Origin of the sequence: Halolamina litorea (assembly GCF_026616205.1) — an archaeon.
In the GTDB taxonomy this organism is placed as follows: Archaea; Halobacteriota; Halobacteria; order Halobacteriales; family Haloferacaceae; genus Halolamina; species Halolamina litorea.
On sequence record NZ_JANHGR010000001.1, the window covers coordinates 1,131,410 to 1,144,223 of the forward strand.

The window sequence follows — 12,814 nt, forward strand, 5'->3', positions numbered from 1 at the left end:
CACTACGGGCGGCCCTAACTGTACCGTTCCTCGTTCCACGGGTTCGCGCTGTCGGAGTAGCCCCGCTTCTCCCAGTAGCCCAGTTCCGCCTCGGTGAGGAACTCGACGCCCTTCACCCACTTCGCCCCCTTGTAGGCGTACTTGTGCGGGGTGACGACGCGGAGCGGTCCGCCGTGGTCGGCGGGCAGGGGTTCACCGTCGAACTCCCACGTGAACAGCACCTCCCGTCGGTCGCACTCCGCCAGCGTGAGGTCGGTCGTGTAGCCGTCGTGGGCGTGGAACATCACGTGCTCGGCGTCGTCGTCGACCCCGACGGCGTCGACGAGTTCGGGGAACGGCAGCCCCGTGAACTCGCAGTCGAACTTCGACCAACCGGTCACGCAGTGGAAGTCCTGCGTCTGGGTCTCCGGGGCCAGGTCCATGAACTCGGCCGCGGAGAACTCCCGTTCCTCCTCGACGGCGCCCGAGACGGTGACTGTCCAGTCGTCGTCGACTTTCGGCGTGTTCCCCTTCGAGAGCACCGGGAAGCTCTCGGTCTTTCGCTGGCCCGGCGGCAGTCGTTCGTCGCCGAACTCCTCGTAGAGCCCGGTCACGTCCGTAGTCATACTCGAACGGAGCGGGCCCGCTCACCTATGGTTATCGGATGCGGCCCATCGACACCCGGATCAGCGCGCGTTGGCCGGCGTAGACGGGGCTCTGCCGCCGCCACGCCGCGCCAACGAGCTTATATACTCGGTGGGCCAAACTCCCCTGACAGATGCCGAAGGTCGATCTCAACGTCCCCGAACACCTGGAGATGCAAATCGCACAGCTCGTCGAACAGGGCGAGTTCGTCGACCGCAACGAAGCCGTCGAGGAACTCCTTTCGACGGGACTGAAAGCCTACAAAACAAGCGGCCCGATGGACGACGAGGAGCCCGAGTTCGAGGACGAGGGCATGATGGGCCACGAGGACGAGTACGTCTTCTGACCCCCGAGTTTTCGAGGCCGCTCACCCCCGATGAGCCTCGGCGCCGCCGTTCGTGGCCGTTCGTGTGACTCCCACCCAATAACGTTTAACCCCCGGAACCGCGTGGAACAGGTATGCACAAGGACGAACTGCTCGAACTCCACGAACAGATGGTCATCATCATGGAGAACTTCCGGGACCGTGAGGACATCGAGGCCGGCACCTTCGACGAGTACGACGAACTCGACGTTGACCCCTCCCACGTCCACAAATCGAAGAGCGAACACAAACACGCCGTCTTCGTGCTCGGAAACGCGCTCGCGTCCGCCATGAGCGACGACGAGTTCTCCTCGGCCGGCCGGATCGGCAAGCGCATGCAGGAGCTGGCAGACGACGCCGAGAGCCGCCTGTAGATGACCGACCCGGCCCGGCTCGACCGCGCCCGCCGGGTCGCCGACCTGCTCGACGGCGCGTTCTCGCTCCCCGTTGTCGGCGAGATCGGCTTAGACGGCCTCCTGGGCCTGCTCCCGATCGTCGGCGACTGGGTCACCGCGGTGCCGGCGCTGTACATCGTCTATCAGGGCTACCGGCTCGGCCTCCCACGGCTCACGCTCGCGGTGATGCTGCTCCGGGTCGGCGTCGACGCCGTCGCCGGCAGCGTCCCGGTGTTCGGCGACCTGCTCGACATCACGTGGAAGGCGAACCGTCGGAACGTCGCCCGGATCGAGCGCCACCTCGACGGCGCGTAGGGACTGCCGTCGTTCTCCGTTGGGTTTATCGAACCGCTCGCTGAACGCCCGTTCATGTCCTCCACGAACGCCCAACCGAGCGACCGGGCCCTCACCCTGCTCGGCGCCGGCTCGGCCGTCATGCAGACCGTCGCGTTCACCGCCGTCGGCGTACTCTCCCTCGAAAGCATCCCCTACGGCGTCGTCGCCGGCGGTTTCGGCGGCGTCGGCGCGTTCCTCTTCCTCCCGTGGTTCCTCGGCCTCACGGCCGCACAGGAAGCTGGTGACGCCGGACTCGGGGCGGCCGCCGAGCGCGTCTCGCGAAGCACCGGACCGGGCATGCTCGGCCTCGGCTTCGAACTCGGGGCCATCACCGTGCTCGCGCTGGGGTTCGTGACCGGCCCCGACCTCCTGTTGGGGGCTGCGAGTGGGCTCGTCGTCGCCGTCGCCGTCTACCTCGTCGGCTCGTTCGTGATCGGTCGGTAGGAACGATGAACGACGAGCCTGACCCCGGCGGGACGACGCCCGATGGGACCGACCTGGGGAGCTTCGGCCGTCGGCTCGCGAAAACCGCGGCCGGGCTGTTCGGGCTCGCGGTGCTCTCCCTGATGGGGGTGGTGCTCGAACTGCTCGTGGCCGCCGACGAACCGTTCGTCGACGAGCCGACGCTGCAGGACCCACTCAGCGGCTGGCTCTTCCTGTCGTTCCTGACCAGTTCGGGGCTCTCGATGCTCGCCTACGCCGGCTGGTCGTTCCGCGAGCAGCGACGACTCCGCGCGGCGACGGGCCGGGAGGTCGGCGGGCCCCTGCGGAGGTTCCGGCGGACGCTCGCGGTCCTGCGCGCCGAGAGCGACGACCTCGACGACTACGAACGCCGGGTCGAACTGACGGGCTTCTCGCTGATCGTCGCGGGGGTGCTACTCGCCCTCCCGCTGTCGGTCGTGTGGCCAGCGTGAAGGCACGCGGGGGCACTCCCCGGAAGCTAAACCCTCCCCGCTACAGGTGGCGGGTATGGATACGACCCTCGTCCGCGAGAAAGTCGAACAAGCCCGCGACGCCGTCGCCGACAGCGACGTCGACGCGTGGCTGACCTTCTGCCGAGAGACGACCGAGATCGACGAGCCGGCACTCCCCTACGTGCTGGGGTTCGACGTCGTCTGGCCCACCGCGGTCGTGATCGGCGCCGAGAGTTCGACCGTGATCCTCGGGCGCCACGACGCCCCCACCGCCGAGGACCTCGGCGTCCACGAGGTCCGCCCGTACGACGAGTCGATCCGGGAGGACCTCCGCGGGACGCTCTCCCGGATGAACGCCGAGCGCGTCGCCATCAACGTCGACCGCGACGACGTGGTCGCCGACGGCCTCACCCACGGGATGTACGAGCGACTCGAAGAGATGCTCCCGGGCCGGGAGTTCGTCGGCGCCGGCGACGTGATCGCCGACGTCCGCGGCATCAAGTCCGGGACCGAACACGAGCGCATCGCCGCCGCCGCCGAGACGACTCTCGACCTGCTCCACACGATGGCCGACGAGTGGACCCCCGAGACTACCGAGGCCGACATCGCCGACTCGCTCCACGAGCGCATGCGCGAGGCGGGCTACGGGAGCGCGTGGTCGTGGGACTACTGCCCGACAGTCCACGCCGGCGGCGCCGCCGACGTGGGCCACACGCTCCCCGGCGACCGAACGGTCCCCGAGGGTGAACTGCTCCACGTCGACTTCGGCGTCGTCAAAGAGGAGTACGCTGCCGACCTCCAACGCGTCTGGGTACGGGGCGAACCGAGCGAGGGGCTGCAGGAGGCGTTCGAGGACGTCCGCGCGGCCATCGACGCCGGCCGGGACCAACTCGAACCCGGCGCCGTCGGCCACCGCGTCGACGCCCGGGCCCGGGCGGAGTTGATCGCCCGCGACCGGGAGCTGTTCGATCACGCCTTCGGCCACCAAGTGGGCCGGAGCGCCCACGACGGTGGCACCCTCCTCGGCCCGGAGTGGGACCGCTACGGCGACTCCGTCGAGAGCGAGGTCCGCGAGGGCGAGGTGTACACGCTCGAACTCGGCATCGAGACCGAGTGGGGCTACGTCGGACAGGAGGAGATGGTCCGTGTGACCGAGGGCGGCACCGAGTTCGTCGTCGAGCCCCAGACGGCGTTGTGGTCGTTGTCGGTGTAGGGCGTCATCCCTGTTCTCACAGCAACACTTATCTCGTCGGAGTAGTGAGCCGGTCATATACGATGAGTCATATGTCGATGCCCGTGACGGAACCGTCGACTCTCGCCGACTTCGAGGGGCGTTAGTGTGGTTGGGAGACGGATGGTCGTCGTGGCCATGGTGCTGGTCGCGCTGTCGTCGGCCGGCGTCGTCGGCACCACGGGTGTCGTGAACCTCGACGGCGACGACGTCCCGGCGTTTGCCGAACTCGACGGGGGGACAGATCCCCTATCGGCCGACACGGACGGCGACGGCCTGACTGACGGTGTCGAACGCGAGTACAACACCAACCCGTCTATCGCCGACACCGACGGGGATGGTCTCGATGACGGGGCGGAAGTCGACCAACACAGTACCGACCCGCTGGTCATGGACACTGACGACGACGGTCTCGACGACGGGCCGGAGGTCACCGAGCACGGGACTGATCCGACCGTCACCGACACGGACGACGACGGCCTCTCAGACTCGGAGGAGGTCAACCGGGAGACCGATCCGAAAGTCGCCGATACGGACGGCGACGGCCTTGAGGACGGGCCGGAAACCCTCGACTACGGCACCGACCCGACAGTGCCCGACACGGACGGCGACGGCCTCACCGACGCCGAAGAAGTCGACGGCGACACTGACGCGACAGTCGCCGACACGGACGACGACGGACTCGAAGACGGGCCGGAACTGAACGACCACGGGACTACCCCTACGAACGCCGATACGGACGGCGACGGCCTCGATGACGGACCGGAGGTGTACAGGTACGAATCGGACCCGACGATAGCCGATACGGACGGCGATGGGCTGGATGATGGCGACGAAGCAGGGAAATACGGGACCGACCCGACGCTGGCCGACACGGACGGCGATGGGCTCTCCGACGCCGAAGAAGTCAACGGGGCCACCGATCCGAGAGCAGCTGACACGGACGCTGACGGTCTCGACGACGGTGCGGAGGTTGACGCCGGAACGAACGCGACGGTGGCCGATACGGACGGCGACGGCCTCGAAGACGGGCCGGAGATGAACCAATACGGCTCCGATCCGACAGTGGCCGACACGGACGGCGACGGCCTCGATGACGGACTGGAAGTCACCCAGCACGGGACTGATCCGACAGTGGCCGACACGGACGACGACGGGCTTTCCGACGCCGAAGAGGTCGACGGTGAGACTGACCCGACAGCGGCCGACACGGACGACGATGGCCTCGAAGACGGGGCGGAACTGACTGACTACGGGACTGATCCAACGGCCGCCGATACGGACGGCGATGGCCTCTCGGACGGGATGGAAGTGAACCGAAAGGACCTGTTCCCCGACGCTGACCCGATGCGGACCGACATCTACGTCGAAGTCGACGCCATCGAGGGGGTGGACACCCCGGGGCGCGCGTTCGACAGCATCGAAGACGCGTTCGACGACGCGCCGGTTTCGAACCCCGACGGGTCGTCCGGCATCGAGGTTCACTTCGTCGTCAACGCCACGGAAATCCCCGAGGAGGTGGATGTCGACAGGGAGTCCTGGCTATTCCACTACGCACCGACCTATTTCACCAACAACGGAAAGGGGTACCACCACCTGCTGCTCATCGAGGACGGTGACCTCGGCAGCACGAGCGACGGCGACAGATTCGTCGGTAGGGCAAGGAGGGGGGTTATGATCGTCGAAACACAGCCCAAACAGCGACAGACCGGCAAGGTGATCATGCACGAACTCGGCCACTCGCTCGGGCTGTATCCGGACGTTCACCCCGGAATCGACAGCACGCGATACAGCGACTCGGAGTACCCGAGCGTGATGAATTACAACGTGTTCAACTACGAGTACTCCGACGGCGACGCCGGCCCGAACGACTTCGATGACTGGGGGTACATCGAGGAGGAGATGTTCACGCCGCGTGTCTCTGCCATCGAACAGGCCGAGTAGTCTCTCGCGCGATTCCCCCTCGTTACCGGACCTGCTTGTCGGGAGGCACAGCTATATACCACCGTGAGCGAACCGCTGCGGTACGAACCCGCATGGTCAGTCTCGCACAGAGTGTTGCGGCCGCCCGCGACGAGTTCCAAGGCAACGGCCGCGGCTGGTCGGTGGTCGCCATCGCCCTCGGCTGGGCGGCCATCGTCGGGACGATGCTCTCGGTGCCGGCCGCGCTCCCGTTCGTCCGCGCGGAGTTCACGTTGACCAACGCCGAGGCGGGACTCGCGGTCACCGCGATGTGGCTGGTCTACGGCGCCTGTCAGTTCCCGGCGGGCCTGCTCACCGACCGGGTCGGTGAGCGCCGGATGCTGCTCGGGTCGATGGCGCTGGGTGCCGTGGTCGTCGCCGCCGTTTCGCTCTCGGGGACGTTCCCGATGTTCGCCGCGAGCGCCGCGCTGTTCGGCGTGGTCGGCGGGCTGTTCGCCACGCCGCGGGTGACGCTGCTCTCCCGGCAGTTCCCCGACAACAGCGGCACCGCCATCGGCGCCGTGATGGCGGTCGGAAACGCCGGGTCGTCGATCCTCCCGGCCGGGGTCGGCCTGCTCGCGGCGGCGGCGACGTGGCGCGCCGGCTTCGGGGCGGCGGTTCCGCTGTTCATCGTGGCCCTCGTCGGCGTCTGGTTCGTCATCCCCGCCCGCGAACCGACCGAGCCCGACGAGGACACGACGCCCCTCGGCGAACTGCTCCCGCGCGTGCTCGCGGCCGTTCGGGACCGGGAGATCCTGCTGGTGACCGCCGCGGTCACGCTCACGTTCTTCACCTTCCAGGGGATGACGGCGTTTCTCACCACCTACCTCGTCGACGAGAAGGCGATCGGCGAGGGGACCGCGGCGCTCCTCTACGGCGGCCTGTTCGCCGTCGCCGCGGTCACCCAACCGGTCGCGGGCCGGATCGCCGACCGAACCAACGAACGGATCGTCTTGGTGGCGATCACGGCCGCCTACGCCGTCCTGCTCGCGGCGCTCGTGATGAGCGGCCAGCGACTCCTGCTCGGGGCCGTCGTCGTCCTGCTGGGGACCCAACGGGGGGCGACGCCGGTGGCGACGGCGTACCTCGCTGCGGCGCTCCCCGAGGATATCCGGGGCGGCGGCTACGGCCTGCTCCGGACCGTCTTCACCACCGTCTCCTCGTCGGCCGCGGTGGCCATCGGCGTCTTCGCGGACGCGGACCTGTTCGACGCCGCGTTCCTCCTGCTTGCGGTGATGGCCGTGGTTGCGACGGGCTGTTACCTGCTGCTGCCGTCGCCGTCGGCAGAGCTTTGAAGTTCGGTGGCGGCGCTACTGCGGGCATGGCTCTCCCGCCGGTGGTCCCGCTGCAGTTCGGGGCGCTTCCGACCCAACTTCAGCGCGTGTTCGTGGTCGTCGCGCTCCTCGCCGGCGCCGCCGTCGCGCTGGGACTCGACGACGGCCGACTCTACACCCGCCTCCGCGAGCGGTTCGTCCTCGGCGTCCCGTGGGGGACGCTCGTCACCGTCCTCGGCGTCCTCGCGGTGTATCTCTTCCTTCAGGGCGGCTACTGGCACTGGCGCCGCCCCTTAGTGATCCCGTTCCGCGCGTGGTCGTACCTCGAACCGCTCGGGATGCTCGTCGCCGGGTTCGCCCACGCCGGGCCGGGCCACCTGCTCGGGAACCTCTTCGGCGCGCTCACGCTCGCTCCCATCGTCGAGTACACCATCGGCCACTACCCGAGCGACGAACGCGCCGTCGACGCCGCGCCGCCGTCGGCGCTCCCCGGCCGTCTCGCCGCCGCCTGGCGAACGCCGTGGGTCCGTGCGTTCGTCGTACTTCCCCTCGCCGTCGCCGCCCTCGGGGTCCTGCTGACGCTGTTCACGATCGGTGCCGTCATCGGCTTCTCAGGCGTCGTGTTCGCGTTCGCCGGCTTCGCGCTGGTGCGCTACCCGCTGGCGACGGTACTGGCGCTGGTGGCATCCGACGTGCTGAACCTCCTCTACAACGCGCTCCAGAACCCGACGATCACGGCGTCGGGGCGGTCACGGTTCGTCACGCCGTGGTGGGCCGACATCGCCATCCAGGGCCACGCCATCGGCCTGCTCGCCGGCGTGGTCTGCTGTGTGCTGTTGCTCCGCGCCCGGGACGAGTCGCTCCCCTCGGCGACACGGCTCTGGGCGGGCGCCCTGCTACTCGCGACCAGCCAGTCGCTCTGGGCGGTCTACTGGTACCGCGGCAGCACCGAGTACGTGCTGTTCCGTGCGGTCGGTCTGGGCATCGTCGCGCTGGCGTCGATCCTCATCGTCGTCGCCGTCGCCGGCCCGGAGCGCCCGCTGTGGTCGTTCACCGACCGACAATCCAGCCCCGAGGACCCGACTGGAACCACCGACGGCGGTGATCCAGCCTCGCCCGACGACCCAAGTAGTGACGCCGGGCCCATCGACGACGGCGGGGAGGGTGGACCCGCCAAGGATTACGGCGACCCCGAGGAAGACCCTCCGGGCGAGCAACGACTCCGGGACCTCTCGGCCCGACAGGTCGGACTCGCCTCGCTCATCGTCATGGCGGCGCTGCTCTCCGGGCCCGCCGTCGCGGTGAACCTCGTCGCAACCGACGGGGGGCTCCCGGGCGAGCCGACGACCGTCCGGGGCTACGAGGTCACCTACGCCGAGGGCATCCCCGACGGCCTCGTGTCGGCGATACCCTTCACCGCGTTCGGGGAGACCACGCAGGTCACCACGTCCGGGGTGATCGTGGCCAACGACGACCGGCAGATCTGGCAGACCGTCGTCCCGAAGGGCCGCCTCGCCGCGAACGGCCGGGCGACCGTCGTCGTCGGCGGCGTGGGCTGGCGCGACAGCGTGACCGCGATCCGCCAGGGGTGGACCGCCGTCGGCGGCGGCACCGCCTACCGCGTCGCGCTCGACGACGGCGACGAACGCCGGACGGTGTACCTCTCCGGGGCCGCACAGGCCGACCCGCGCATCGCCGGACAGAACGTCTCGGTCGCGGCCGGCGCCGACTCGTTCTACCTGCTCGTCACGCACGAGAACACCACGCTCCGGGAGCCGCTACCGGGGAGAAACGAGTCGGTAACGGTTCGGAACGTGACGTTCCGCGGCGACGGGAGCCGGGTCGTCGCGTTCCACGAGGGGACGCGAGTGACGGTGCTGCGGGCCGAACGCTACAACTGAGTCGCTCGGTCGCCCGTGTAGGCGGCCGCGAGGTCGTCGAGGCGCTCGTGGCGCTCGACGGTGTGGGGCGCCGTCAGCGGCGAGACGCTGATCTCGCCGTCGACGACCGCCCGGCGGTCGGTCCCCTCCTCGTCGGGGATGTCGCCGTTCTGCATGCGCTGCCAGACGTTGTCCTCCAGTCGGATCTCCTCGCCGTCGAACTTGGCGCTCATGGCGTACAGCGGCGAGGGCTCGGTGATCCGCATCGGGGGTCGCGCAAGGCTGTCGTCCGGGGCGGGGGCGTTGACGTTCAGGTAGTCTGCCTCCGCGAACACGTCCCCGTCCCCGGTTGCGGCGTCGACCAGGTAGGCGGCGGCGTCACAAGCGTCCTTGTAGGCCTCCTTCGGCGGGGTGACGTGTTCGAACTCCTCGTCGTCGTTCGTCGGCACGTACTGGGACACTGCGATAGCGGGCACGTCGAAGAACGTCGCCTCGACGGCCGCCGAGACGGTTCCCGACCGGCCCATCACGTAGGAGCCGAGGTTCGCGCCCTTGTTACAGCCGGCGACGACCATGTCCGCGTCGGGACAGAGCGCTTCGAGGCCGGCGATGACGCAGTCAACGGGCGTCCCCTCGACGGCGTAGCCGAGGTCGTAGTCGTGGACCGTCGCCTCGAAGGAGCGCGCGCGGCCGACGGCGCTCTGGTTCGAGTAGGGGGCGACCGCGACCGGGTCCCCGACCTCCTCCAGCGCCTCGTAGAGCGCCCGGAACCCCGGGCTCTCGATACCGTCGTCGTTGGTCACCAGAATGCGTGGCTCGCTCATGGCTGGCGATGCGTCGGAACCGGGGTTAAGCGGTTCGGCTCACGGATCACGAGGCGGGTCCCGCTCCTCGCCGTCGAGCAGCCCCTCGATCCCCGAGAGGTCGTCGACGACGTAGTCGGGGGTCACGTCCGACCGCGCGAGTCGGGCGTCGTCGGTCACACCGGAGCGGACGAGGACGGTCGTCATCCCTGCGTCGGCGCCCAGCGCGATGTCCGTATCGAGGCGGTCGCCGACGACGAGACAGTCCTCGGGGGCACAGCCCAGTCGGTCGAGGGCGAGGGCACGAGTGATCGGGTGGGGCTTCCCGAGCACGGCGTCGGGGTCGCGCTCGGCGGTCCCGGAAACGGCAGCGATCATCGCGCCCGAGCCGGGAACGTCGCCCCCCGGTGCCGGAATCACGGCGTCGGGGTCGGTGCCAACGATCGGGAGGTCGCCCGCCCGGATCGTCCGTGACGCCCGCGTGAGCGTCTCGTAGTCGAAGGCTCGGTCGATGGAGACCACCGCCACGTCGGCGTCGCTCGCGGCTGCGTCGCCGTCTCCCTCCTCGTGGCCACCGATCCGGACCTCGAAGCCCGCCTCGGTCAACTGCTCGCGGACCCCCGACTCGCCGACGAGAAACACCGTCTGCCCCGGGTGCTCGCGTTCGAGGTACGCGACCGTGCTCGTACCGGCGGTGATGATCTGCTCGGGGTCGGCCTCCACGCCCGCCGCCCCGAGCTTCTCGGCGTAGGCCGGCGGTGCCTTCGTGGGGTTGTTGGAGACGAACAGTTTCGGGATCGAGCGGCTGTCGAGCGCCGCCAGTCCGTCGGCGGCGCCGGGCAGGAGCGTCTCGCCGCGTACGACCGTCCCGTCCACGTCGAGGATGGCGCCGGAGTAGCTCACGGCCGGGGTACGCGGGGCAGGGCTGAAAAGGCGCCGCTCGGGTCACTCCGGCGTGGTCACCGGAATCGTCACCGCCTCGTCGTCGCCGTCGTCGCTCTCGGGGACGAGGTCGTCCAGCGCGGCTTCGAGGTTCCACTTGTTCGATTTGTACACCGCGTCGAACACCGGGCCGACGACCGGGATGGAGCCGCCGGCGACGTCGACGCCGACACGGGCGAGCATCTCCAGCAGCGTCGTGAACGAGACGCCCAGCCGAGCGGACTCGGCGACGATGTACAGCGAGATCCCGGCGCTGAGCGCGTCGCCGATCCCGGGGATCGCCGACAGCAGCGGGTCGAGGCCGATCCGGTACTCCACGACCGGCAGCCGGATCGACTCGTCCAGCGCCATCGCGACCGTCCGCATTCGTTCGAGCGCCGCGCGGTCGACCGATTCGGGCACGCCGGCCGGGTCGATACCGTCGAACGCCGCCGCTATCTCGTCGGTCATGGCTGGATGTTGGGTCTTGAGCGTCGTAAGCGCTGTGCCGGTCGGCGGCGTGGGCCGCTGCCGGGGATAGTTAAGCCCCCCGCGGTCGAACGCCCCTCCATGACCACCTTGGAAGTCGTCGACCGCTGGGAGAACGGCATCAGTTGGACGCTTGCGGAGGAACTGGACGGGATGCACCGCACGAGCCACGCCATCGACACCGAGGAGGGCGTCTGGCTCGTCGACCCCGTGGACGCCCCCGGACTCGACGACGAACTGGACGAACTGGGCGAGGTCGTCGGCGTGACGCTCCTGCTCGACCGGCACAAGCGCGACGCGGCCGCCATCGCGACCCGCCACGAGGTCCGGATCGCGCTCCCGACGCGGCTCTCGGGCATCACCGACGACCTCGACGCTCCCGTCGAGACCTACAGCGAATCGCTGTCAGACACCGGCTTCCGGACGGTCACGGTCGTCGACAACCAACTCTGGCACGAGGTGGCGCTCCGGGACCCCGGGACGGGTACCCTGATCGTCCCCGAAGCCGTCGGGACGGCGGACTTCTTCCTCACCGGCGACGAACGCCTCGGCGTCCACCCGGCGCTGCGCCTGTTCCCGCCGCGGAAGGCCCTCGGGAAGCTCTCGCCCGACCGGATCCTCGTCGGCCACGGGCCCGGCGTGTTCGACGACGCCACCGGCGCGCTGGAGACCGCCCTCTCGAACTCCCGGCGGAGCGCGCCGAGATACTACCTCGGCCTCGCGCTGACGCCGTTCAAGTAGTCGGCGGGGCCGTTCCGCCTCCGGCAAGGGTCCGCCGCTGGGTCCGCTGACGAGTCCTGCGAGGAGTCCGTCGTCCGGAATACCAAACTACTACTGCCTGACCCCCACATCTCGGACACGATGACTCGGCCGCAGCTTACGCATATCCAGATCGACAACTACGGCCCGTGGACCGTCGAACCCGAGCCACGCCGGGAGATGGACCTGCAGACGCTCCAGTCCCGGCTGTTCGCCGACTTGGCGCAGTTCGTCGGCTCGCGGGACGGCTACGTCTTCTTCACCCGGTTCGACAACATGGTCGCGGTCACCAACGGCCTCGACGAGAGCGGGCACGCGCTCCTGCAGGAGTCAATCGGCAACCGCTATCCGATCTCTATCAGCCTCGGGACTGCCGTCGACCCCGTGCCGATCGAGGCCCTCGAAGGCGCGACCGAACGCGTCCAGGAGGGGGGCAGCGCACAGGACCAGACACGCCGTGAGGTCCTCGCCGGCGAGTACCGGCCGCCCGAGGAGGGCGACGTGAGCATCGCCCACTTCGACGTGAACGACGCGACCGGGAAGTACACCGACCGGCTCAACGAGTTCGACTCCTTCATCCGGATCGAACAGTCCTACGCCAGCCTGATGCGCCACATGCGCGAGGCCCACGGCGCGCTGTCCTTCTTCGTCGGCGGCGACAACATCATCTCGGTCGTCCCGGAGATGACCGAGGCGGAGTACGAGGCGGCCATCGACCACGTCAGCGAGGACGCCGGCGTGGAACTCAAGGTCGGCGTCGGCCACGGCCCGACGCCCCACGACGCCGGGATCGACGCCAAGCACGCGCTGGAGGATTGCCGCTACGACGGCACCCGCGTCGAGTTCGCCGACCACGAGTAGC

Annotated in this window: 15 protein-coding genes; 11 read left to right on the forward strand and 4 right to left on the reverse strand. The window is 69.1% G+C overall.

The genetic code is table 11. From position 1 onward, the window contains the following. Positions 1–14: 14 nt before the first annotated feature. Positions 15–605, reverse strand: coding sequence for a sulfite oxidase-like oxidoreductase (locus tag NO998_RS05960; protein ID WP_267646173.1), 591 nt, complete (start codon positions 603–605; stop codon positions 15–17). A gap of 152 nt (positions 606–757) precedes the next feature. Between NO998_RS05960 and NO998_RS05965 the strand changes: the two genes are divergently transcribed. From NO998_RS05965 to NO998_RS06005, 9 genes are all read left to right on the forward strand, one after another. After that, the gene (locus NO998_RS05965) at positions 758–970 is read left to right on the forward strand and encodes a DUF7120 family protein (RefSeq protein WP_267646174.1); all 213 of its coding nucleotides are present in this window, start codon (positions 758–760) and stop codon (positions 968–970) included. 113 nt (positions 971–1,083) lie between these two features. Further along, positions 1,084–1,362, forward strand: coding sequence for a UPF0058 family protein (locus tag NO998_RS05970; RefSeq protein ID WP_267646175.1), 279 nt, complete (start codon positions 1,084–1,086; stop codon positions 1,360–1,362). Continuing rightward, positions 1,363–1,698: a DUF4112 domain-containing protein gene (locus NO998_RS05975; protein ID WP_267646176.1), complete on the forward strand. Its 336-nt coding sequence runs from the start codon at positions 1,363–1,365 to the stop codon at positions 1,696–1,698. A gap of 54 nt (positions 1,699–1,752) precedes the next feature. Further along, the gene (locus tag NO998_RS05980; RefSeq protein WP_267646177.1) at positions 1,753–2,163 is read left to right on the forward strand and encodes a hypothetical protein; all 411 of its coding nucleotides are present in this window, start codon (positions 1,753–1,755) and stop codon (positions 2,161–2,163) included. Between the two features lie 5 nt (positions 2,164–2,168). Continuing rightward, complete coding sequence (locus NO998_RS05985) at positions 2,169–2,633, forward strand: hypothetical protein (protein ID WP_267646178.1); 465 nt, start codon at positions 2,169–2,171, stop codon at positions 2,631–2,633. 55 nt (positions 2,634–2,688) lie between these two features. Beyond that, on the forward strand, positions 2,689–3,846 hold the full coding sequence (locus NO998_RS05990; RefSeq protein WP_267646179.1) for a M24 family metallopeptidase: 1,158 nt from the start codon (positions 2,689–2,691) through the stop codon (positions 3,844–3,846). Between the two features lie 126 nt (positions 3,847–3,972). Continuing rightward, entirely contained in the window at positions 3,973–5,808 is a 1,836-nt protein-coding gene (locus NO998_RS05995) for a hypothetical protein (RefSeq protein WP_267646180.1), read from the forward strand. 92 nt (positions 5,809–5,900) lie between these two features. Then, positions 5,901–7,121 (forward strand): MFS transporter, encoded by a 1,221-nt coding sequence (locus NO998_RS06000; RefSeq protein ID WP_267646181.1) that lies wholly within the window; start codon positions 5,901–5,903, stop codon positions 7,119–7,121. A 26-nt stretch (positions 7,122–7,147) separates the two neighbouring features. Continuing rightward, on the forward strand, positions 7,148–9,001 hold the full coding sequence (locus NO998_RS06005) for a rhomboid family intramembrane serine protease (RefSeq protein ID WP_267646182.1): 1,854 nt from the start codon (positions 7,148–7,150) through the stop codon (positions 8,999–9,001). Here NO998_RS06005 and surE read toward each other — a convergent pair. The 3 genes from surE to NO998_RS06020 are packed head-to-tail and all read right to left on the reverse strand — an operon-like array spanning position 8,992 to position 11,175. After that, positions 8,992–9,804, reverse strand: coding sequence for a 5'/3'-nucleotidase SurE (gene surE, locus NO998_RS06010; protein ID WP_267646183.1), 813 nt, complete (start codon positions 9,802–9,804; stop codon positions 8,992–8,994). The two genes, NO998_RS06005 and surE, sit on opposite strands and share 10 nt — an antisense overlap. A 39-nt stretch (positions 9,805–9,843) precedes the next feature. Then, on the reverse strand, positions 9,844–10,686 hold the full coding sequence (locus tag NO998_RS06015) for an HAD-IIA family hydrolase (RefSeq protein WP_267646184.1): 843 nt from the start codon (positions 10,684–10,686) through the stop codon (positions 9,844–9,846). A gap of 42 nt (positions 10,687–10,728) precedes the next feature. Then, the gene (locus tag NO998_RS06020; RefSeq protein WP_267646185.1) at positions 10,729–11,175 is read right to left on the reverse strand and encodes a DUF4112 domain-containing protein; all 447 of its coding nucleotides are present in this window, start codon (positions 11,173–11,175) and stop codon (positions 10,729–10,731) included. A 99-nt stretch (positions 11,176–11,274) separates the two neighbouring features. Between NO998_RS06020 and NO998_RS06025 the strand changes: the two genes are divergently transcribed. Next, positions 11,275–11,934 carry a hypothetical protein gene (locus NO998_RS06025; RefSeq protein WP_267646186.1) on the forward strand — a complete coding sequence of 220 codons (660 nt, stop codon included), beginning with the start codon at positions 11,275–11,277 and terminating at the stop codon, positions 11,932–11,934. A gap of 120 nt (positions 11,935–12,054) precedes the next feature. After that, the gene (locus NO998_RS06030) at positions 12,055–12,813 is read left to right on the forward strand and encodes a GTP cyclohydrolase III (RefSeq protein WP_267646187.1); all 759 of its coding nucleotides are present in this window, start codon (positions 12,055–12,057) and stop codon (positions 12,811–12,813) included. Position 12,814 lies beyond the last annotated feature (1 nt).

Coding starts and splice junctions, on each gene's coding strand:
- NO998_RS05980 (WP_267646177.1), top strand. CDS start 1,753: ATGTCCTCCACGAACGCCCAACCGAGCGACCGGGCCCTCACCCTGCTC.
- NO998_RS05985 (WP_267646178.1), top strand. CDS start 2,169: ATGAACGACGAGCCTGACCCCGGCGGGACGACGCCCGATGGGACCGAC.
- NO998_RS05990 (WP_267646179.1), top strand. CDS start 2,689: ATGGATACGACCCTCGTCCGCGAGAAAGTCGAACAAGCCCGCGACGCC.
- NO998_RS06005 (WP_267646182.1), top strand. CDS start 7,148: ATGGCTCTCCCGCCGGTGGTCCCGCTGCAGTTCGGGGCGCTTCCGACC.
- surE (WP_267646183.1), bottom strand. CDS start 9,804: ATGAGCGAGCCACGCATTCTGGTGACCAACGACGACGGTATCGAGAGC.
- NO998_RS05970 (WP_267646175.1), top strand. CDS start 1,084: ATGCACAAGGACGAACTGCTCGAACTCCACGAACAGATGGTCATCATC.
- NO998_RS05965 (WP_267646174.1), top strand. CDS start 758: ATGCCGAAGGTCGATCTCAACGTCCCCGAACACCTGGAGATGCAAATC.
- NO998_RS05975 (WP_267646176.1), top strand. CDS start 1,363: ATGACCGACCCGGCCCGGCTCGACCGCGCCCGCCGGGTCGCCGACCTG.
- NO998_RS06020 (WP_267646185.1), bottom strand. CDS start 11,175: ATGACCGACGAGATAGCGGCGGCGTTCGACGGTATCGACCCGGCCGGC.
- NO998_RS06000 (WP_267646181.1), top strand. CDS start 5,901: ATGGTCAGTCTCGCACAGAGTGTTGCGGCCGCCCGCGACGAGTTCCAA.
- NO998_RS06030 (WP_267646187.1), top strand. CDS start 12,055: ATGACTCGGCCGCAGCTTACGCATATCCAGATCGACAACTACGGCCCG.
- NO998_RS05960 (WP_267646173.1), bottom strand. CDS start 605: ATGACTACGGACGTGACCGGGCTCTACGAGGAGTTCGGCGACGAACGA.
- NO998_RS06025 (WP_267646186.1), top strand. CDS start 11,275: ATGACCACCTTGGAAGTCGTCGACCGCTGGGAGAACGGCATCAGTTGG.